Annotated in this window: 15 protein-coding genes; 1 reads left to right on the top strand and 14 read right to left on the bottom strand. The window is 43.4% G+C overall.

What is annotated here, in order from left to right; all coding sequences use genetic code 11:
• Positions 1 to 111 precede the first annotated feature (111 nt).
• The 9 genes from AC1DWN_RS02275 to AC1DWN_RS02235 form a co-directional block, all read right to left on the bottom strand.
• On the bottom strand, positions 112 to 3,048 hold the full coding sequence (locus AC1DWN_RS02275; protein WP_477557328.1) for an S-layer homology domain-containing protein: 2,937 nt from the start codon (positions 3,046 to 3,048) through the stop codon (positions 112 to 114).
• A 486-nt stretch (positions 3,049 to 3,534) separates the two neighbouring features.
• Positions 3,535 to 7,719, bottom strand: coding sequence for an S-layer homology domain-containing protein (locus AC1DWN_RS02270; protein WP_477557327.1), 4,185 nt, complete (start codon positions 7,717 to 7,719; stop codon positions 3,535 to 3,537).
• 379 nt (positions 7,720 to 8,098) lie between these two features.
• Positions 8,099 to 9,241, bottom strand: coding sequence for an MraY family glycosyltransferase (locus tag AC1DWN_RS02265; protein WP_477557326.1), 1,143 nt, complete (start codon positions 9,239 to 9,241; stop codon positions 8,099 to 8,101).
• Between the two features lie 104 nt (positions 9,242 to 9,345).
• Positions 9,346 to 10,107: a WecB/TagA/CpsF family glycosyltransferase gene (locus tag AC1DWN_RS02260; protein ID WP_477557325.1), complete on the bottom strand. Its 762-nt coding sequence runs from the start codon at positions 10,105 to 10,107 to the stop codon at positions 9,346 to 9,348.
• 199 nt (positions 10,108 to 10,306) lie between these two features.
• The gene (csaB, locus tag AC1DWN_RS02255) at positions 10,307 to 11,482 is read right to left on the bottom strand and encodes a polysaccharide pyruvyl transferase CsaB (protein WP_477557324.1); all 1,176 of its coding nucleotides are present in this window, start codon (positions 11,480 to 11,482) and stop codon (positions 10,307 to 10,309) included.
• Entirely contained in the window at positions 11,446 to 13,593 is a 2,148-nt protein-coding gene (locus AC1DWN_RS02250; RefSeq protein WP_477557323.1) for a DUF5693 family protein, read from the bottom strand. Before AC1DWN_RS02250 ends, csaB begins: the two co-directional genes overlap by 37 nt.
• A 34-nt stretch (positions 13,594 to 13,627) precedes the next feature.
• Entirely contained in the window at positions 13,628 to 15,355 is a 1,728-nt protein-coding gene (locus tag AC1DWN_RS02245; RefSeq protein WP_477557322.1) for a phospho-sugar mutase, read from the bottom strand.
• Between the two features lie 36 nt (positions 15,356 to 15,391).
• Complete coding sequence (gene fabZ / locus AC1DWN_RS02240) at positions 15,392 to 15,823, bottom strand: 3-hydroxyacyl-ACP dehydratase FabZ (protein WP_477557321.1); 432 nt, start codon at positions 15,821 to 15,823, stop codon at positions 15,392 to 15,394.
• A gap of 187 nt (positions 15,824 to 16,010) precedes the next feature.
• The gene (locus AC1DWN_RS02235) at positions 16,011 to 16,535 is read right to left on the bottom strand and encodes a CDP-alcohol phosphatidyltransferase family protein (RefSeq protein ID WP_477557320.1); all 525 of its coding nucleotides are present in this window, start codon (positions 16,533 to 16,535) and stop codon (positions 16,011 to 16,013) included.
• Positions 16,536 to 16,728: 193 nt separating this feature from the next.
• Here AC1DWN_RS02235 and AC1DWN_RS02230 point away from each other — a divergent pair, with 193 nt between their 5' ends.
• Entirely contained in the window at positions 16,729 to 18,942 is a 2,214-nt protein-coding gene (locus AC1DWN_RS02230; RefSeq protein WP_477557319.1) for a hypothetical protein, read from the top strand.
• Between the two features lie 68 nt (positions 18,943 to 19,010).
• Here the strand turns inward: AC1DWN_RS02230 and AC1DWN_RS02225 are convergent, their stop codons facing one another.
• The 5 genes from AC1DWN_RS02225 to spoIIID form a co-directional block, all read right to left on the bottom strand.
• A complete protein-coding gene (locus tag AC1DWN_RS02225; RefSeq protein ID WP_477557318.1) occupies positions 19,011 to 19,328 on the bottom strand; it encodes a DNA-directed RNA polymerase subunit beta in 318 nt (105 codons plus the stop codon).
• 16 nt (positions 19,329 to 19,344) lie between these two features.
• The gene (locus AC1DWN_RS02220; RefSeq protein ID WP_477557317.1) at positions 19,345 to 20,187 is read right to left on the bottom strand and encodes a flagellar hook-basal body protein; all 843 of its coding nucleotides are present in this window, start codon (positions 20,185 to 20,187) and stop codon (positions 19,345 to 19,347) included.
• A 35-nt stretch (positions 20,188 to 20,222) separates the two neighbouring features.
• Positions 20,223 to 21,086 (bottom strand): flagellar hook-basal body protein, encoded by an 864-nt coding sequence (locus AC1DWN_RS02215; protein ID WP_477557316.1) that lies wholly within the window; start codon positions 21,084 to 21,086, stop codon positions 20,223 to 20,225.
• Positions 21,087 to 21,254: 168 nt separating this feature from the next.
• Entirely contained in the window at positions 21,255 to 22,247 is a 993-nt protein-coding gene (gene mreB, locus AC1DWN_RS02210) for a rod shape-determining protein MreB (RefSeq protein WP_477557315.1), read from the bottom strand.
• A gap of 124 nt (positions 22,248 to 22,371) precedes the next feature.
• Positions 22,372 to 22,659, bottom strand: a complete 288-nt coding sequence (gene spoIIID / locus AC1DWN_RS02205; protein ID WP_475812528.1) for a sporulation transcriptional regulator SpoIIID — start codon at positions 22,657 to 22,659, stop codon at positions 22,372 to 22,374.
• Between the last annotated feature and the right edge of the window lie 103 nt (positions 22,660 to 22,762).

Below are 22,762 nucleotides of genomic sequence, written 5' to 3'. Positions count from 1 at the left end.
TTACCTATCTAGACGCATAATAATTAAATAAGTTTCAATATCTACAGTATTTATTATGAAAAAAAGCCTTCCGAATTAATCGGAAGGCTCTTTTTTTAGATATTAGTAATATTATAGAGCTGCAACTGCAACTACTTTAACAGTAATGCCTTTGCCACTTATTTTAGAAGAGAAGGAAATGCTGAAGCTATCTCCAGTATCAACTCCACTAATAGAAACTGTTCCAACAAGACCACCTTGGTTAGTTACTGCCAACGCATTACCCGCTACATTATCAGTATGGGCGATTGAAGCGTAGAAGTCACCAGGAACCAAAGTCAGTTCTACTCCAAATTGATCCAAAACTTTTACTGTAGCAAGTACATTATCAACAGATATGTTACTAGCTAGACCTTTAACAACTAAGTCAGCTGCTTTTAGGATAGTAGTATCTCTTTGTCCAAAAGAAGTAGGTACCAAATCTTCATTTGTAACCGTAACTTCTTTTACAATTGGATTGCTATTAGCAGCAAGAATATTAACTGAGTAAATTGCTTTAACTGTGCTATTAGCATTTGAAATAGTTACACCTGCAGCGGAAAGCTTATTAGTAGCCTGGTCATAAGACAAGCCATTTGCTGCTGCCACTGTGTATGCAGATGTAGGAAGAGTTACAGAAGTACCATCTTCACGTTTACCTGTAACTTTCACTTCTACTTCGTGACCAGCTGCTTTGTGCATTTTTTCAATTGTTGCAACTTCATATTCTTTGATTGAATCGTTATCAATAACAGAGAAAGTGAAGTTTTCAAAAGTTGAAACTACAGTATCAGCTGCACCAGCTGTACCAAGTTTGATCAATTCAACCTTAAGACGCTCATTTCCTTTAACTGCTGCATTAAGTGTCAATGAAGTAGTACCAGTTTTTAGAGTACCCAACAATTCTGGTTTGAGTGGATCTACTACGTTTGGCTTCAATACATTTGCTGTGCCATCAGCAGCACTTAGTTTTACATTGTATGTTGCAAGAATATCAGCAAGAGTCACGTTGCGACCATGTTGGTCTTTAACAATAATGTGTTTAGGCTCAATAGTTACAGAACTACCTACAGCCAAATTCTTGTTAACATCTTTTAAACCGGCAACTGATTCAGCATAACCAGCTTTTTCAACATTAATTGAAATTTGTGTTGTATTAGGTGTTCCAATTACAGTAGCTTGCAAATAATTAGGACCCTCTTGACCAGCAACCCATTGAATGTAAGCATTTTTTGTTACAAAATCTTGTTGCAGAGTCAAAGCACCTGTACCATACAAGTTAATTTTACCGTTAAGATCACTGTATTTTGTCAAAGCGTTTCCGTTTTGATCAACAGCAGTGAAAGGAATTTTAACCGTTTGGCCAACAGATACTACTTCAGTAGGAGCATTCAATGTAAATGTTGTAAGAGTAGAAGCCTTCTTAACTGCTACATCGATTGAATCTGATTTTTGGCCAAACAAAGTTGTAACTCGAACTGTGTTTGTTCCTTCAAATGCTGTCAGTCCTGAAATAGGACCTGTAAGCGGAATACCGATTTTATCGTTATTCGGACCTACTTTTTCAACTGCATTAGCTTTGTCAATTGTGAAAAGTGTAGGATTAGTAGCTACAACGAAAACGCCATCTTTAAATTGTTGAAGTGTAACGTTGTTGCCGTATTGGTCTTTAGCATCAACAAGAATGTAGAAGTCTGAGAAAGTCGAGTTAGTCATCAGATCCTTCTTGCCACCTTCGTGGTATACCGACAAAACATCAACGCTATCAACCATTGCTTGTTGACCAACAGTAAATGTTTGTGTTGCAGTAACGCCATAAGTGTTTAGGTTAAGAATCGCACTTACGAATACTGTTTCATTAAAGTTAAAAGGTTGTGCTGGTGAATTGATTGTAAGAATACCATTGCTTGCTGTGCCAGTTGCACCTGGTTTGCTTACTTGGAAAGTCAATGTGCCACCAGAAGTTTTAGTCACATCTTCACCGAATTGGTTAACAATTTTGTAACCAACGCTAACTTTGTTGTAATCAGCAGCGTTATTCGTTGCAGTACCTAGAGCAACTTTATCGCCTGTGAATTTAATTTCAGTAATTTTCTCATCAGCAGCTGTGAAGTTAGCTACAACATCTGCATCCGCGACTCCAGAAGCAGTAACTGTGGAAGCACCATTAAGAAGTTTCGTAGAAAGCTCAAGTACAGCAGTAGTTTTATCTGCAGAGAATGTAACATTTGTTACATCACGAGTAACTGCGCCGTTTTTAACAACGAATTTCACTTTAGTGTCGTCAATAGCTTTGTTGAATTTAACTTCAACTGTTTTAACTCCAGCTTGTTTAGCTTCTGCAGCTAGTTTACCAGCATTAGCAAGAGCAGCTTGAGCTGCGTAAGTAACGTCTACAAGCAATGCACGAAGTGCGCCGATTGTGTAGTCATCTTGCTTAGCGATTAGGCCAGCTTTTACTACAGCAGCTACATCAGCAGCAGCCCATTCAGCAACTTCACCTTCAACCGCTTCACCAGCAGGAAGTACTACGTCAGCTGTTTTAAGAAGTTTTACTGCGATTGTAGCCAGTTGTTGAATTGTTACATCAGCACCTGGATCGAATTTGTTGTTGCCTTTACCTTCAAGAACACCAATTTCAGATGCGAAGTTGATGAAATCTTTAGCCCAGCCGTAGCCAGTAAGGTCTTTGTAACCAGCGTCTTTAACTGCAACGCCTTCTTTATAACCAGCAAGTAGTGCAACGATTTTAGCCGCTTGTGCGCGGTTCATTGTTTTGTCAAGGTGTGCTTGACCATCATCGGATCCTTCAAAAATACCTGCTTTTTTAAGTGCTTCATACTTTTGTTCTGTTGTAAGTGGTGCGTCAGCTGCGAATGCCATCGATGAGAACATCGAGAACACTAGAGCGATCGCTACGAGCAAAGATAAACTTTTTTTCATAACCTTTTTGTCTCCTCCTCTAAATACCTTCGGTTGTTGCAATTTTTGTGTAGCTTGTGTGAAAAGTGAATTGCTCGTATTCCTCATTGTCGATTCACCCCCTCTCCAGAGTTGAGCATTAAATTAGTATAAATAATGTCTGCTGAGCATGTTTAACCCTATGTATGAACATGTCGCAGAAACTTGTAAACGGAAATAGAAAAAATGATAGAGATGCTATACCACTATAACATTATACAATGGGCTACCCGTACCGTAAAGAGGAACTTGAGAATTCATTCCATTTTCTTTMCAATTGGGTATTTCATCCATGTTAAAGCGCTTTTTATAGATCATCATGTATTTAAACGCACGGAAAACAGAAAAGTTGCGATTCTGCGATAAAAAGTTTTTATGTTTTTTCAATCTTATGTACAAAGCTTGTCTACCATATATACATTATAGCTTGTTTACATAGAGATAGTCGATGCTTAAGATTTTCCATGGATAATGTTTCTCCTATTAAATGAGGATAGCTCACCCTCCCTTAAACGGAAGATAAGCTATCCTCACTAAGCAGACAATTGAATTGGACTAATTATAGATCTTAGGCAGCTTCTTCAAATCATTCATGACTCTAGCCATGATGATTGCCGCATCACTGCGCAGCAGTCTTGCTTTTGGCTCGAATACCGAGCCTGCCTTAGGATCAAGCGGATCAATGAGCTTTCCTTGAATGAAGCCCTTCTTCTGAATGGCCATCACTGATGGTATAGAATAGAAATCGAAAATCCCCGAGTCCTTGTATACCTTATCCAGTGCGCTCTTTGCCTTAGCTGAATTCGTCTCTAACTTCAAATTCAAAGCTCTAGCTAGTATCGTCGCAGCTTGCTGACGAGATATTTCCACATCCTCATCGAAGAAGCCCGGTCTTGTTCCGTTTACAATGCCTGCTCTCGCAGCTGTCTCGATATAGCGGTAGTCATAAATAGCGTTCGAATTTCCTGCATTTGTAATAGTCTCTGGATAATAAGAGAAATGGTTGGCTCCTTCATAGCTGAGCGGAAGCTCCAATGCCCTTACAATCATCCGCGTGAATTCACCGCGAGTGACATATCGATCTCCTCCAAAAATACCAATTGGATCAATAGCATTCATGATACCTTTAGCAAAAATAGCTTCCATCGCCTCACGTGCATATGGATGATCTGTAATATCGTTATAGCCGCGTGTCAGCTTAACAGCTACATAATAGCCGAACTTTGTGAAGGATGCCGTTATCGTATGTTTTTTCTCATCTACAACACCGCCGATATTCTCCCATGTGCTGCTGTAAGGATCAAATCGGAATACTGTAATTGTTGTTCCGGCAACCTGTGCAACGCTAGAGTCATAAGCAAGGGTCAGCTTACCAGGCGCTGAAGGGACAAGCTCAAGTCCGTTTTGACCGTACCGTTTTGCAAAGCTGTCTTTTTTCTTACCCGCAATATTCGGGAAAGGGAACGGGTCCGAGCCTGTTGTAATAGGGTCGAACACCTTATCTGTATTAGGATTATCGGCATATCCTGCATCGATCCAGAATAATGGGCTCGCTTTTATGAATTGGCGCGCTTGATCTTGAAACCGGTACCCTATATACAAATTACCTTCAGCACGATTCTCAGCTGAGTAATTCGGAGGCTGATTAGAGAATTCATGAAGATTCACAATCCCATTATCCGGATTAGCTATAGCAAATAAGATATCATTACCTCGATAGACTTGCCCTGAAAACTTATCATTGTCTATTTTATAATTTGACGGCCTGATAAGCTGTGTGTTGCCAGCAAAAGTAAGCGTCAGAGCGTTATTAAACACTTTGTGTGATGATGTCATTGACTGCATCATTTGTGCGCCTGGAATGTTTACCGGCACATATTTCACTTTAAGCTCTTGCTTGATAGTATCCTTGCCTCTTGTAATAGTGAAAGGAATTTTTGTATCCTTATTAGCTCCTAAATTTTTCACAACAGCTCTAAAAGCGTCGACAGGAGCCTCCAAGCCTTGCACATAATCAATATAAGTAACTTTTTCTGCCGCTTCCTTACCAATCGTCATTGAATCAGCACCTGGAGAAGTAATAATCACTTCAACAAAGTTTTGGTTGGTAACCATTTCTTCTTTTAACGGTGATTTAATCGAATATGGAATGGAAACAGAGTTGATTTCCAAGCGGTAAGTAGCTCGCGGTCCAGTCGGTCCGCTATTGTAGACCGTGATGACATAAACCTGTGAGCTTCCATCTATTGGCATCATTTGTTTATCGATTTTAAAGTAGAAATGTTGTTTATCTACATCATAATAAAATTTAATCGCTGCATCTTGTGTAGATGGGTTTGAAAGTTTAGCATCGTTTGGATTAACGTTAAATGGATTATCCCTATAACCATCCACAGGCTCTCCATTTTTAGTTGGCCAAAACTCTTTCGATAAATCCCAATCCACTTGACCCTTCCAGTTCGGAGAAGAAATGGTCACCTTATAATTCTCTTTACCAGCCAGCGAAGCATGACCCGATGTAAATTGATTTCCTATACCTAGATCTACGAAATCAAATGTACCATAAACATTGTAAAATGCATCTTTAGTTGTGAATACCGTTCCTTGCTTTGCAAAGGCAGGGTCATTTGGTATTGGCGTCTGAGAGCTCTCGCTGTATGGATACACACCATCCGTGTTAGGCGCTGGAATAATTGGCAGATTCTCCGGTACGATGTTGAACTTCATTACATTTTCGTACAAATTTTTATCCGTATAGTAGACGAACTTAATTGTATTCTCTCCAGCTTTGTTGAGTACATTGAATATCTTAGACCGAGTAGCGTTAGTTGAAGCAGAAAGATCTAAGTCCTGTGGTTTAAATTTTGTTCGTGAACCATTCATTTCAAGTGGTATTTCTACATTATTAACATATAGAAAAACAGTTTGCTTCTTCTTTGGATTAATTGTAATGTCTAAGCTTTCTTTCGTAAAAACGATATCTGCATCATTGACCACGTTGAACAGCTGACCATTTAAGCTTCCGAGCTTTGTCAACAGGCTAACATCTGATTCTCTCACCGCGTCAAATTTAATACCCATTCCATCGACAACCGAGTCCAACTTCACAAAAGGACCGTAAAGAAGCTTCGCTATAATGGTCTTCTCTTCTTGTGATGCTGCAGTAGCGACTCTGTCTATTTGAAACTTTATTGAATTTGTACCTGATTTCGGAAGTTTATTAATTTCAATAAACATCCTCATGAAAGGTACTCTTTGATTGTTAATCGTTTGATAGACAACTTCAGTGAGTGCAAGCTGCTTAAAATCTCCGGCATCAGTCTCTGTTAAACCGTTGACCTTGAACAGTTTCTTCAGATCACCAACACCTGTATAATTTCCAACTAGTATCTCTACTGCCATCGGCATGGAATAGACATTCACACCATCGCTTGGAATATCCGTTCCTTGTAGTCCCAACAAACGAGAATCATTCATTGACTTATCATAGCCAGATAAGTAATTAATGTCTTGAATATAAGCAATATCGCTATTTCTTACAGTAAAGTAATTCCAACCTGAATAAGAAAAGTCGCTGTTATTTGGCGCCTTAAAACGAAGTCGGTTTGATTTATCGAACACTACTTCAGGCAAAGCATAAGCGAAATTGACAGTAATAAACTTCGTACTTTCAAGAATGGTTGAAGGCGAGAAAGCTATATCAGCCTCTTTCGGGTGCTGGGTCGATATTGTCGGCGTCGTAGTTGATGTACCCAGTTCTAGTTCCATACTAAGCAGTGCGGCCAAATTGGCTTTATTAACTGGTAAAACATCTTTACGTTTTGCTGGATCTGCATTATTCAGGTCGCGTAATGGGAGCGGTATTATGGCAGTACCTTCCACCCCAATGTAGCCAGCTGCATTGCTATTAGTTAAAAAGTTTAGGTTTTGTTCAAAATTTACAGTTTGAGGATTAGTAGTATGTTTGTCTTTCATTTTTAAATTATAATAAGTCACTTCTCCGTTGTAGAAAGCCAGCTCACGCGTTGTCTCTACTACTTGACCACCATTATAAACCTTAAAAGTTATTATGTTGATCCCTTTATCGACAGTAAGCTGGGAGGTACTAAATCGGCTTTCCGCAGTTGCTGAAGAAACGTTGAAGTCATAACTGCGTCCGTTAATAACAATCGTAACCTTCTGTGCATTAGGAGCTTTACCCGTAATGACGATTTGCCCCTTGTCCAAGATGGCAGGCGCAGTGGAATAGAGCATCACCGGCTCGGTCTCCGGCATATCAAATTCCTTATTTTCAAAGTTTACTTTTAGATCATATAGCATTGGACTGTTACGGTACTCAATAAAAATGTGCTCTTTCGTTTCTGATGCTCCTGCGACCCCTTTAAAAGTAATTTTATTTAGGCCTGGAAAGAGGGTTAGACCAGAAACGGTAATCTTATTGTCATTCGTCGTTAGTATGCCTGTTGTAATATCTTCTGTCTTATTTAGGGCATTTTCCGTATCATATTGGGTTACTTGCTCCACCTTGTAGCTAATGGAATTACCAACTACACCATTGATAGTCCCTTGCAGTTGAATGGTCTGTGTAGATACTGTTCGTGCATTGATCGGATTTACGTACTCTTCATTCGGGAATATAAATACTTGCCCCGCTGCGGATGCACTTGGAGTTCCGCCATAGTTTGGCAGCATGGTGACGATCAGCGCGAAAGTAAGGAATAGTGCTAATACTTTTTTCAAAATGGTCTTCCTCCTCTATGTATATCTGGTTCATAAGCTTTTTAAAATAATGGTATTGAGCAATATCTACAATGTAGATGCTTTTCCGCCTGATATGATCTTACGGATAATCGCTCCTCCTTTTCCCTCTTTAGTCAGATTTAATATCTATAATTAACAGGCATACTGACCGCCGAAAAGTTCTGTATCTTAGTTATCGGTTATGAAGCGTCAAATTTTTAGATAGATGAGTAAGTTACTCAAAAAAAAGACGGTATTTCTTAAAATAGAAGAGAACAAAAAAAAGCCCCCGATCCAATGAGGAATCAGGGGGCTCAATATAAGGCACATACTTATGCAATTAAGAAGTCTGAGTCATAGACATGTTTCATTTTAAAGATTACTTCGACCGCGATTCCGCGTCTACTTTAAGACGAAGCCGCATGCGATTCAAGAAGTTGATAAGCGGCCTGCGCGTCTTGTCGACGATGCCAGTGACCTCGGCGCCGATTTGCAGGAGGAACATGAGCAGGCAGATGACCGCAAAGGTTATCCAGTTCGCCGCGCTCGATTGTACGACCGCTGATTGAATGATTGCGAGAGCCCCAAATACGGCGCTAACGCCCCAAATAATAAGCACTGTGCGACGGTGGCTGAAGCCTAGGTCGCGCAATCTGTGATGCAGGTGACCTTTATCCGGCGCGAATATTGGTTTCTTGTTCACATAGCGACGAACGATGGCGAAGAACGTGTCCGATAGCGGAACGCCAATGATAAGCAGAGGCGTTACGAATGAGACGAGCGTTACTTGCTTGAAGCCGAGCATCGAAAGCGTTGCTAGACTGAAGCCGAGAAACAGTGAGCCGGAGTCGCCCATAAATATTTTGGCAGGATGGAAATTAAATACGAGAAACCCTACTATACCGCCGAGCAGCAATGTGCTAAGCAAGATGACCGGCTGGAAGCCCATCAGCGATGCCATAACAACGATTGTTGCTATCGCGATACCTGATACCCCAGCTGCTAGCCCATCAAGGCCGTCGATCAAGTTAATAGCGTTTGTTACACCGACGATCCATAGGATCGTGATTGGAATACTAATCCACGCAGCAATCGGCTGCATCGTTTCACCAAACGGAATATTCAGCAGGTCGATCTTCACGTCAAAGCCGAATACAACGACACATGCGGCAGCTACTTGACCGATCAGCTTTACTTTAGCAGACAGCTCGAAACGATCATCAAATGCGCCGAGAATAATAATAATGGTGCCGCCCACCAAAAGGGCGTAGATCATGTTTAAATCTTTCGGGCGAAGCAGACCTTCCGGAATGAATGGCGACATGATAAAAAATGCCCCCACAAACGCAACATAAATAGCTAGCCCGCCAAGACGCGGCATAATGCGCGTATGTACCTTGCGGTGGTTCGGTTTATCGATTGCACCAACTTTAAATGCGAATTTCTTCACGAGCGGTGTCATTATGATTGCCAATATAAGAGCTATAATAAATCCAATTGTATACAGCAAGCCAACAGGCATGTGTGCAACTCTCCTTTTTCTTTCTACCGAAGTGAATTATACTCCGATTGAAAAAGAAACTCCACTCCCGTTTTCAACCATTTTCAACGGTTTTGGCGGATATTTCATGGTGTAGAACGATGTTTTGTTATGTTTTCTTTGTCGCGAAGCACTTTCACGACGAATTTCGGCAAAACAAGCATTCTTTTATAGCGCTTTGGCTCCTGCAATAAGCGATATGCCCATTCCAGCTTAAGTTTCTGGAAAATAATTGGAGCACGCTTCAACTTACCAGAAACTACATCAAAGCTTCCACCGACACCCATAATTAGAGGCACATTTAGCTTCTGCTTAAACTTGACGATCCACGGCTCCTGCGTATCCGCACCGCGTGCCACGAAGAGAATATCGGGCGCCGCTTGCTTGATCACTTCGACCACTTCCTCGTCCTGATCTGCTCCGAAAAAACCGTTACGATAGCCGACAATTCGAATCTGCGGATATTGAAGCTGCAGCTTCTCTGCCGCCGCCTCAATAATTTCTTGAGAAGTGCCTAATAGGTAGACCTTCCATCTGCGCGCTTCACCTTGTTGCATGAGACGTTGCAGAAGATCAAAGCCTGTCACTCTCTCCGTTACCGGATTTCCAGCCTGTTTGGCAGCCCACACGACTCCTGCTCCGTCCGGAACGATTAAATCTGCACGATTAATCATCCTGTGATAATTCGGATCATCGACCGCGGACATAATCATTATGGGATTAGCCGTAATGACATGTGTCAGACGTCTCTCTTCAATTGCTTTAGTTAAATAGCTGACCGTCTCGTCCATGCTCATTTTCGAGAAGGGTATGCCATAAATCGGCACGGTTAGTAGTTGTTTCGACATGAGCAAGTCACCTCAATATATGCAAGCGTAAACGGCTGTCGCCGTCCTAGCGGCAAAAGCTCGTTTCGCGGAGAATTATAAGCCTATTACAAGGTGAAACGGCTGTGCCCGTCCTTATGGCGGTGGCGCGTTTCATTCCGCAGAAATATAGAGAAAGTATGGCAAAATGATATACTTTCCTATATTTTAAATGTGAAACCTATAAAGTCTTATAATTTAAACGCAATAGTTGTACGATATGTTGCGCTGGTTTTTGGGATTGTTGTTTTAAAAGGTCGATTGCTTGGCGGTGCTGTGCCTGCCAGCCCGCACGATCATTCAGCAACGCGCACGCGGCATCAGCAAATGCTTCAGCATGCAGCTCCTCAGTCGTGCCGATAGGCGTTAATCCTAATCGATGCAGGAACTGATCGATTTTTGGGTCGTAGGATAAGCCAAGCATAGGCACGCTTTGATTGGCGGCATAGATGAGCGCATGGAGGCGCATGCCGAACAAAGCGTCACAGCGACTGACCTCCAGCAGCATTTGCTGGGGGTCGTCGCTAGGCGCGGCTAGCTCGGCGGTGGAACCGTTGCCGAGCCTGCCGCGCAGCCGTTCCAGCACCAGCTCCGACGATTCTGTGTCGGAGGGGGTGTGGAACGGCAGGAAGCGCAGCCGCACAGGCATGCGCTTCGACAGCGCGACTAGCGCTTCGGCGGCGCGTGCGAGGTCCGCGCCATCGGCGCGCCAGCGCCGTAGGGAGACGCCGACTAGGGGCGGCTCGTTAGCGCGGAGCGCTTGCTCCTGCCCTTGCTCCCCCGCACCAATCGCAGAAGCTACGCCAGCCGGCAGCGGCAGCCCCATCACCGGATCGGGTACAACATCGATCCGATCCAGCGGCACGCCAATCCGCCCAAGCAAAGCAGCGGATTCTGTGTCACGCACAGACACGTATGCGCTGCGCCTCATTACGTGACGGATCAATGGATCCATCCAGCGGCGATTAACCGGCCCGATGCCCTGCGAATAAGCGAACGTCGGCTTGCCAAGCAGTTGAGCAAGCTTCATGACTCCTGTGTAATACGGTATCGTCTTCGTCCCTGTGGCATCCTGCAGCAGGCTTCCGCCGCCGCTGATAAGGCCATCACTGCTGCGCAGCGCCCTCAACAAATCAGAAGGATGCATGCGGCGTACCGATTCTACGCCGTACATTTGGCTAGTCCATGCAGGATCAGCCGATAACACAATTGGTTGGATTTTAACGCCATGCGACTTTCCCTGCTCTTCCAGTGCGAGCAAAATAGAAAGAAGCACAGCCTCATCCCCGCTATTACGAAAACCGTAGTAGCCAGAGATGACTATTCGACGAATTTGCGTTTGATTGCTGGTGCCCATTTACGTAATGCCCCTTCCACAAGCTGCCACGCAATAATTAGAATGCACCCGATGATAATACCCGCACCTAAACCAAGTAATACTCGAATTGTTGAAATATAAAGCGGCGTATGAAGATGCGCGAAAGTGTCTACCATCGATAGTTGTCCAATCGAACCCACAATAACGAGCAGCCATGCCGCACGGTAACGTAGTGAAAGGAACAATCCAAGAATGAGCAGCGGATGCGACAGTAAAAATTCCTTGAAGCGCGGTCGTACACCAAAAGTCGATTCCAGTATGTTACGTATGATAAGCTCGATAGAAGTCGCATGTCCAGCATTACCCGTACGAGATAGATAATAAAAACCAACCGCACCAATAACAACGGCGAGTATAACCCACATTACGGTTATAGGCTGCATTAGCAGCTTACGAATGGTTCCGATTGTCGATTGCCCATTGTAGAAAAAAACATAAATAGCTACAAGAGCAATCGGAGCGAGATGCAGTAGGCTAACCCCGCGGAATTGCTCCAATACATAGCTGTACGTAATGTTATTCAATAGACCGAATATGATCGGCACAGCACTGAGTGAGATTAAGGAAGCAACAATAAACCAATTTAACGCTATACCGATACGGCGGCCCACAGAAAGACTTGGGAAAACCCACTTCACTTGGCTGCTGCTATCGGACAAGCTCTCCGCTTGATAAGCAGCTTGTGAAGCTTGGCTGCGACCAACTGACCAATCTTCGCCCCCAACGATACGTCGGTCACCAAGTGTTCGGGAATGAATACGATTCATGACCCAAATAAGACCGAGTGTCGGCATACTGATTGCCGCTCCAAGCGCAAGCGCCTGTTCCATTGTCGAGCTGTTCAGCACATACAAACCGGCACTGCCGATTACCCCTAAAATAAATACAGGAATGTATACGCCTGGTATAAACGCCCCCACAAGAAGAGCGATCATTGCAATTGCTCCAACTGCCACGACTCCCCGAAGAGCCTTCGACCAAGCTGGCTGCTCATAATCGTACGCTTGAGGAACACCTGGTTCGAAGCCGGCATCTGCAAGCTTAGCAACAACCCCTTCACTTCCGCCAAATGCATCAGTAAGCTTATCCAAGGAATTTACTAGCATCCCTTTACTTGAGTCGCCTTGAACAATTCCGTTGATAAAGAACATACGAATATTACGATCCTTCGAAGCTAACAGAAAACGATCCGTAATTCCCTCTGGCGTCATTTTCATGCCATCCTCAGGGGATAAGGAATATAACCTTACTACGTTATAATCTGTATAAAATGCTAATTTATTTATGCCTTGCTGAGGTTTTTTTAAATTTTCAATAGTTGTGATACCCATATCATATTTATTTAACATATCAGCGAATTGCTGCAGGGTATTATTTTCGGATGAATAGTCAGACGCACCTTTAACTTTTTCACCATCAAATAATACACGATTTACACCGTAACCCTTCAGTTCGCCAAGCAGTTTATCCGTTGCAATGCTATCAAATGGCAATACACGATCAGAAAAACGTGGCAATATGCCTAAGCCCGCATCGTGGATAGCCTTTAGAGCCATTGGATCAGGGTCCATCGTCTTGAGAACCGCATCAGAAACAGACAGCTCTACAACCATACCCTTGCGACCTTCAAACGTCCAATCGCTATATTTGGCACCTACACGATCAAAAGCCGAGCGGATGATCGGTCCGACCATCTCTTCCTCTTTTTTACCTGTAAATAAAATATAAGTAAAGTTCTGACCGACTGGTTCTAATTTACCTTGAAGCAACGCCGCGTCCTTAGAATTATAATAAGTTATTCTGCCTGATTGCTGGAGCTCTCTAAGTGAACTTTCGTATACCGCCATCGTCGTAAGTCCAGCTTCCTTCATCTTCACCAATTGCTCAGCTACAAAAGCCTGTGGTCTTGGTTGAAGTTCAGCAACCTCAACGATATCCCGGTAATCAAAAATATATTCAACTTTCTTAGACGAATCCTCCATCTCCATACGCACAGCACCAATTGGCAAAGCTGCTGCTACACCAACTAATGCAATGACCCAAAGAAAAAGTCTAGCTCGTCTATTCCACTTCTTCCATCCTGAAAGCACGAGACTCCTCCGTTCTTACCTCTAAATTGGTTCTCTATTTGTTACGGTCTACTCTTTCCATAACTGCTATCTTTAATGATTGCAGCAAGCTATCTGCCGATTCCTTAGAATCGCTCTTAACCGCAAAATACACCTTGATTTTCGGCTCCGTGCCGGAAGGTCGAAGACAGAACCACGATCCGTCCTCTAGCATATATTTCAAGACGTTCTCAGGACGTAAGCCTTCCAGGCCTTTACTATAATCAAGAATACTATCTATTTTAATGCCATTAACTTCAGTCGGCGGGCTTTGGCGCCAATCACCCATAATCGCTGCAATTTGCTGTACGCCATCGATACCCTTAAGCGTCCTAGATTCAAGACTTTCCAAATAAAAGCCATGCTGTGTATACAGCTCAAGAAGCACATCATATAACGTTTTCCCTTGACTGCTATAGAACGCAGCTGCTTCGCAAATCAATAAGGAAGCAACAATCGCATCTTTATCCCGCGCGTAAGTACCGGCAAGATAGCCGTAGCTCTCCTCATATCCGAAAAGGAATGTGCGCTCTCCCGTTTTTTCATATTGTGTCATTTTCTCGCCAATATATTTGAAGCCTGTTAACGTACTTTCAACCGACACGCCAAATGAGCGTGCAATCTCAGCTCCTAATTCACTAGTCACGATCGTTTTAATAACAATGCCATTGCTAGGAAGTTCGCCTCGCTCTTTCAACTGACTCAGCACGTAATGCACCATCAACGCACCAGATTGATTACCCGAGAGCACCACATATTCACCATCGTTATTTTTCACTACCGCACCCATGCGATCGGCATCTGGATCCGTACCGATAATAATATCGGCATTTACCTTTTGCGCCAGCTGAACAGCAAGCGTAAATGCTTCACGTTCCTCGGGATTAGGTGATTTAACTGTGCTAAAATATCCATCCGGTTGTTCTTGCTCAGCAACGATGTGAACATTTCTGAATCCAGCCTGCTTTAATACCTCACGCACCGGCATATTGCCAGAGCCATGCAGCGGTGTAAATACGACATTGAACTGTTCGCCTATATCACCTTTTAAAAGCTCAGCATTTAAGCTCTGCGCTACAACTGTGTCTATATACTGTTGGTCCGCATCTTCACCTAACCAACGTAAAAGCCCCTTACCTTCGGCTTCTTCACGGCAAATTCGTTTAACTTCATCGAAGCCGTTAATGCTTCCAATTGCCGCGATAACCTGTTCAGCTTCCTCCGGTATCAATTGACAGCCATCAGCGCCATATGCCTTGTACCCATTGTATTCCGGCGGATTGTGGCTGGCTGTAATAACAATGCCGCTAGACGCGCCCAGCGCTCTTACAGCAAAGGACAATTGAGGAGTCGCCCGAAGTGATTCGAACAAATACGTTGTAATTCCGTTGCCTGCTAGAACAAGCGCAGCATCAACTGCAAATTCCGGAGAGAAATTGCGAGAATCATGTGCTATAACAACTGACGGACTTCCGCCGTCTTTAGTTGCTCCTGCGAGCAGCCAGTTAGCAAGTCCTTGTGTTGCTTTACCAACCGTATATGTGTTCAAACGATTAGTTCCAGCACCCATTACTCCTCGCAAGCCGCCTGTACCAAATTCAAGATCACGATAAAAACGATCCGTTATTTCTTTCTCTTGCCCTTCAATACCGCGAAGCTCCTCTTTAGTAGAAGCATCAATTAAAGGATCATTCAACCAAACATTATATTTATCAATAGCAGTCCCATTAGATGAATTCGTCATATTCGATTACCTCTTTCTTTTCAATAGTTAAAAAGCTTAGGAAGGATCCGACAGGGCGAACATAAGCTCACCTTCCGCAACCACTTGATCGCCGACCATAGCAGTCGCTTTCCCTTTACCGATTGGTCCTTTTAGGCGAGTAATTTGAACTTCAAGCGTAAGTGTATCACCTGGTTTTACTTGACCGCGAAAGCGAAAGCCGTCAATCCCAGCAAAAAAACCAAGTTTTCCTCGGTTTGCCTCCAGCATGAGCATCGCCACAGAACCAACCTGCGCTAACGCTTCAACTATAAGAACGCCAGGCATAACAGGATAGCCAGGAAAATGACCAACGAAATATGGTTCGTTCATCGTTACATTTTTGAGACCCACAGCTCTTACACCTGGTTCTACCTCCAAAATCCGATCTATTAACAAAAATGGCGGGCGGTGCGGAATTATTTCTTGAATTTGATTGATATCTAACATGATAAAACCCCTCTCGATTGTTAGGTAGTATAAAATTTGCTTCTATTGATCAAACTAAACATATCCCTCATGAAACTGCAGTTTGTGAAGGTTAAGATAAGGGGCTTGGCTTGTGGACCAGAAGTGTCCATCGTCAGGCCCCTTTGTTCTTTTTAAACCCTCGTATTGTAGCAATCTGTTATGAATGTCAGGGAGGTGATCCCTCTGCTTGCTTATTAAGCGCACTAAACATCACAATATACATAGTTGAAGTAACGAATGAAAACATAATAACTGCCCATAAATAAGTATGCGCATGTGGTGCTTCAAAGAAAATCAGTGCAATCGCCGCGTAAAACAATACAGTCGTCAGCTTGCCCATCCAATTGGCAGGTACAGTCTTCTTTCCCCGAAAATGATAAAATAACCCTCCAGCTATCATGCCCAAATCGCGCAAAAACATCGCCGCGGCTGCCGCCCATGAAATATGGCCGGATATAAGCAACGACACAATGACAGTTATAAGCATGAGCTTATCAGCCAGTGGGTCCAGCATCATTCCTAAAGCTGTAACCTGACCCCTTTTACGTGCAATATATCCGTCGAGAACGTCAGTAACACCTGCTGCCACCATAATAAAAAACGCAGGAATCATGTGTCCCTCTACGAATACCCCGATATAAACCGGTATTAAAACAAACCGCAATGAAGTTAACAAATTCGGCAAATTCAAACGGTCACGCTCCTCAGCCTATCGCTGACTTTCCCATCACGTTCCCAACTATTATACAACTACCACTTCATAAGAGTAAACGTTTCACGTTTTCACAAAAATTAAAATTGTGAAATATTCGCATCTTTATTCATTTCTAATCCCTACAAACCGTTAAATAGTAAAGATACTAAAAGAGAAAGGCTGGGATATAGTGAACGTAAGCTCTAGTTTGAACATGTCGTTAAAAGCAACTCGAAGGTGGCTGGCAGCCGCGCTAGCCGTTATGCTCGTCTTGACTTCAGTACCAGGAATTGCTCGTGCAGCGGAGGATACAGTAACCGACATTGAGTTTGAATACAAATCGGAGGACTATAACAGCAGCACATCATCACTTATAGCTTTCGTTGAGGACGATAAAGTTAACCTATCCGTTTTTGCTTCCATATCAGGTTCTTCGAGCAAGAAGAATGTAACAGCAGATGCAACCTGGAAATCTTCCAATACCTCATTCGTTAAAGTTGAAAAAGGGGTAATTACAGGAGTCGGAAAAGGAACATCGACGATAAGTGCTACCTATAAAAACTACACCAAATCGATTAAGGTTACTTCTGATTATATTTATGATTCTGTAACTTTAATGCAAAACGGACAAACTGCACCTGACAAAATAGAAGATATCGAGCTAGGCAACTCTTTACAATTTACGTTGAATGGAACAAAATCAACGAAAACTGAACTCATTGCTTCAGACGCTGTCTGGACAACATCCAGCGCTGCTATCGCTACAGTTGATGATGGAACTATTACGCTAGTCGGAACTGGTACTGTTACGATCACAGCTAAGTACAAGGGTAAATCAGATTCCATTATCATTACCATCTCATCTCCCTACAAATCAATCTCTATTGACTCTTTGAAGGTGAAAGACAAGTTACTGGAGATGAATGTTGGTGATCTTGACGAGAGACTATCCGCTTCCGTTATCGAAAAAACAGGCGGAACGCCTATAGTCACAGATGTAGCTAAATGGGTTAGCGGAAATACAAAAGTAGCTACGGTTGATAAAGGGGTCGTAACGGTTGTAGGTGCCGGACAAACGACCATCACTGTTTCACACAAAGGTGTATCTACTTCAATAAACATTGTCGTAAGAACGCCGTATCAATCGATCAGGTTATCCATAGAGAAAGAATATCACTTCTTATTGCAAGACCCAGCATTACAAATTACTGCTGAAGCGCTCAACAATTCCAGCTTCCCGAGTCCTATTACTAAAGAAGCAGTATGGACATCTTCTAATGTCGTAGTAGCAACCGTATCCGAAGGACTCGTAACGCCTAAAGGAGTCGGCACAACTAGAATAACAGCGACACATAAAGGAGTTAGCCGCAGCATTGATGTAACGGTTTACCCAAGCATTTTCAAGCTTAGCATAGAAGAGGAAACTATCGATGCCTTTGCTGAAGAGAGCGGTCAATTTCCGGTTGTTACTGGAACAACCTTCGATGGCTCGAAGGTCGATGTATCGAAGCTAGTACAATGGTCTTCTGAAGACGAGAAAGTTGTCAGCATAAAAGATGAAAAATGGACGGCAAATAAAATCGGTGAATCTGTTCTTACAGCAAAGATTCACAACATAGAAGTAGACACTAAACTTATCGTTCACATCAAGCCTTTAAAGTTAATTGCTGAAGTAAAAGATATGAGTATTATTCTTGGAAAAGAAGTTGATCTACCACAAGTTAACGTCATCAATGAAGACGGCGAAGAAGAAGATGTATCAAGCAGAGTAAAATGGAAAGCTTCATCTGATAACATCGTAATTAAGACGAAGACGATGAAAGGCATAGAGCCATCCAGCTTAACGCTAACGGCTACTTATTTAAACAAAACCGTCTCTGTTAAAATCAAAATCGAAGAAGAAATCGTAAGATTTGAGATCGAGCCGACTACAATTTCTCTTAACCCGTCCAAATCCAAATCAATCAAAGTGACGGGTTACTACAAGAGCGGAGCACAGGTATCACTTGGTTCCAAAATGAACTGGGTCGTAAATAATACAGCAATTGCGACTGTAAAAAGTTCAACCGTTAAGGCGATCGCAGTAGGTACAACGAAACTTACTGGCTCCTACCAAGGTAAAACCGTTGAAGTTTTGATTGTTGTATCACCACAATTGAAGTCACTTGTTTTGTCCAGCAAATCGATGAAGCTAAGTCCTGGCGCGACCTATAATGTGACGCTGCAAGCCAATTACACAACAGGAAGCCCAGTTAACGTAACGGATGCCGCGACTTGGACTTCGTCAAGGGCTAATGTAGCAACTGTTAAGGATGGCAAGATTACAGCTCTAAGTAAAGGTTCCGCCTCCATTAAAGCAACGTTTAATGGCAAGAGCATTACTTTCCGAGTAACGGTAAGTTAATAACATCAAACGAAATAATAAAAAAGCAGATCAGGATAATAATCCTGTTCTGCTTTTTTGCATTCACTTTATGACTCTGCAAAAACGAGGTCATACATATGCTTCCAAGTCGACCAATTGAATACTTCACCACTCGGCTGTTTTCCGATGACTACATATCCAATATATAATCCACCAACAAGCATAATAATCATTATGAGCGGTACGATGCTTTTGCGTAAAATCCATAGCAGCACCTTAACACCTGTGGGCCGTTGCTTCTTGTCCGAAGCTCCGTCAGACTTCTCGCTTTTACCGCGATTACCTCTGCCGGGGCTTCCTCCTTCAGCTAGACTCTCGAACCCCTTTGCTTCGCGTTCGATGATTCGTTCATCGGCCATACTCATTCACATCATCCTATCTTTAAGAGCGCAAACCATTTGCCAAACTCATCATCGTATCACTTGACGATAATGCTCTGGCTGCCAATTGATAGGCGCGCTGCACAGTAATAAGTTCGGTCATCTCGTCCGTTAGGTTTACATTGGATTGCTCCAATGCTCCTTGACGCAACGATAAACCATTCTCCGAGTCCGGCACTATCACTTGCACGACATCACCTTGGTTAATGCCGTCCGCTATAACATACAAATTATCTGCTACCGCCGTTAAAGCGGCAGGACGTGTTGCTTGCAACAGCTTGATATTTCCAAGCTCAATGGTCCGATCAGAAGATACACCAAGTACTGTACCATCAGGATTAACGCGCATGCTGTAGCCCTGTGGCACAACAATGTTGCCCTCCACAAACTGGTTAGTTAGTGGATCTCTTACATTAGCAACAACCGGATAACCGTCTTCCGTTGCCAGAATCGTATCACCGTTTGCGCCCAGCGTCAACTGAAACGCCCCATTGCGCGTGTAGGCTCGGTTGCCATCAGCACCGACTACAACCTCGAACAAACCGTTTCCTTCAATCGCAATGTCTGTATCCTTGTCCGTACCTTGCAAAGGACCTTGCGTTAGATTGGGTTGGATCATCGTCATTCTAGAGCCCCAGCCTTGATTGAAGTTCATTGGAGATAATCGTCCTGGCTGATTAAATACATCAGGCTGGTTTTTAATATTATTCAGAAGATCCTCGAAGGTTGCTTCCTTCTTTTTATAGCCAACTGTATTTACGTTTGCTATATTGTCAGCGAGCAAGTCAAGCTTTTGTTGCAACCCGTTCATGGATACCATTGCATTGATCATCGAGCTGTTCATCCTTGGTGTACCTCCTCCACATTAACCTGACAGCGTTATACTCGTCCTACTTCATTAACAGCTTTGCTCAAGCTTTGATCATAAAATTGAACAACCTTCTGGTTAGCCTCATACGCACGCAGCGCTGACATGAGGTCTACCGCCGCTTGTGCAGCGTCCACGTTGGATCGTTCAATGTAGCCCTGTCTCACTTCTATACGTTCGCCTGGATCTATAGCACGTGCTTCTCCGCCTTCTACCGCAAATCGAAAGTTGCCATTACCCTCGCGAACGAGCTGATTCGGATTTTCTACTCGGGTAATGAGCAACTGTGTTCCTACTTCATTCCCTTTCGAATCTACAAAACGCTGATCATCGGTTAATAACAAAGTCTCAAGCCCAACGCCAACCGGCATTTGTACGGGCTGTCCATTAGTGCCTAGCACATTAGAACCATCGCTAGACATGAGAAAGCCATCCTCTGTTAGAGTAAATGCGCCGCCTCTTGTATAGCGAATCTCACCGCTTGGGTCTTGTACGGTAAAAAAAGCTTGGGGCTGGAAAGTAATCTCGCCTTCTTGACCTATACTTTTGCCGGAGGCATCAAATGAAAGACCCGGCACTTCAATATTTGATATTAGAGCAAAATCGGATGCATTATTCGTCTGCTGCAAGTTACCCTGCAAATGAATGGCAAGGCTTTCCTCTGCGAAAACACCCATTGTAAGCTTTCCAATTGTAGTTGCTTGCTCAGGCTCTACCCCCGTCAACGACAAGAGCGTTTCTGGAAAAGACCTCGTCACTGCATTCGTTTGTTTATAGCCTGGTGTATTTATGTTAGAAATATTATTCGTTACCGTATCATGTCTGCGCTGCTGCGAAATCATTCCCGACGCCGCGGTGTACAGTCCTCTTAACATAGTTGTTTCCTCCTCGGCCGCTACCGTTCTTGCTACCTCTATATATTATCGGTTATAAGCAAGGGTGACTGAATAGCTTGTTTCTGCGACCTTCGACTCATTTACACCTCGGCTCGCCCCCCTAAGGCTCCCTACCCGTGCAAATTAAAGCGATCAGCCGCTGCCGTCTTACTTCTTCCCGAGCTTGTCCAAGTTATCAAGCAAGATGCCTGTACCTTTTACGACACAGTGCATTGGATTTTCAGCTATTAACACAGGCACTTTAAGTTCCTTAGCTAATAGAGCATCAAGTCCCCCTAATAGTGCGCCTCCACCTGTCAAAATAACACCGCGATCAATAATGTCCGCAGATAACTCTGGAGGTGTTTGCTCAAGCACAGCTTTAGCTGCAGTTACGATTGCCATAATTGGATCCCAAAGCGCCTCGCGAATCTCTCCGGAACGCACTGTAATCGTAAGCGGAAGCCCCGATACCATATCCCGTCCGCGAATATCCATTTCTTCCTTATGCCCCATATCATAGACGGAGCCTATCTTAATTTTAATATCCTCGCTTGTTCTCTCACCAATCAGAAGCTTGTATTTATTTTTGATAAACTTCATAATGGCATCGTCAAACTTATCACCTGCAACCTTAATAGAAGACGCGGTTACAACGTCGCCCATCGAAAGAACGGCCACATCCGTTGTACCCCCGCCAATATCAACGACCATATTGCCGCTGGGCTGGAAAATATCCATTCCAGCCCCTATAGCGGCAGCTTTCGGCTCATCCTCTAGAAAAACTTCCTTTGCGCCACTTCGCTCAGCTGCTTCACGAATTGCCTTCTGTTCAACTGAAGTAATGTTTGTTGGAGCACATATCAAAATACGAGGACGGCTAAACCATTTCCGTCCGTCAACGCGATCAATGAATGCCTTAAGCATAATTTCCGTTATATCGAAATCAGCAATAACGCCATCCCGCAAAGGTCGAATCGCAATTATGTTTCCAGGCGTACGCCCTACCATTCTATGTGCTTCCTCGCCAACGGCCAGCACTCGCTTCGTATCGCTTTCAATAGCTACGACAGAAGGCTCATCGAGTACTACCCCTCTTCCCTTCACATGAATGGACACATTGGCTGTACCAAGATCTATCCCAATATCCTTGCTTAGCATAAGGCTTAAGTCCCCCAACGAATAATGTTTGCACAACGTACCACTGGTTCCCTTGACATAGAAACCGATAACGTTCATTATTCGCCAAAAAAGACAAAATTCCTCTATAATCCGTTAAAAAACTTCAAATTTTACCTGCCGCCTGTACTTCCCGCTTCTTCGTACTCGTTTTCTTATATTTTATCTTGGTTGCTTCCCCCCCTCTCAGATGCCTAATCGATTTGTGATACTCTAGAATGTGCTTAACTTGATCAGCTAGATCGGGATTAATTTCAGGCAGACGCTCTGTTAAGTCCTTATGCACCGTGCTTTTGGAAACACCGAACTCTTTGGCGATCGTTCGCACCGTATGCTTCGTTTCAACGATGCAGCGGCCTATTTTAATGGTTCGCTCTTTGATGTAATCGTGCACGTTCCCGCCTCCCTACTCGAGATAGTTTGGTACATTATATGAGTGGAGTGGGTATATATTCTTTATGTCCAAGCATGACAAGCCTTATTGTTAATTATTTTTC

Source organism: Paenibacillus sp. P4_A7 (genome assembly GCF_056402455.1).
Note: the sequence above shows the minus strand (reverse complement) of the source record. Positions and strands in the feature narration are given on the sequence as shown.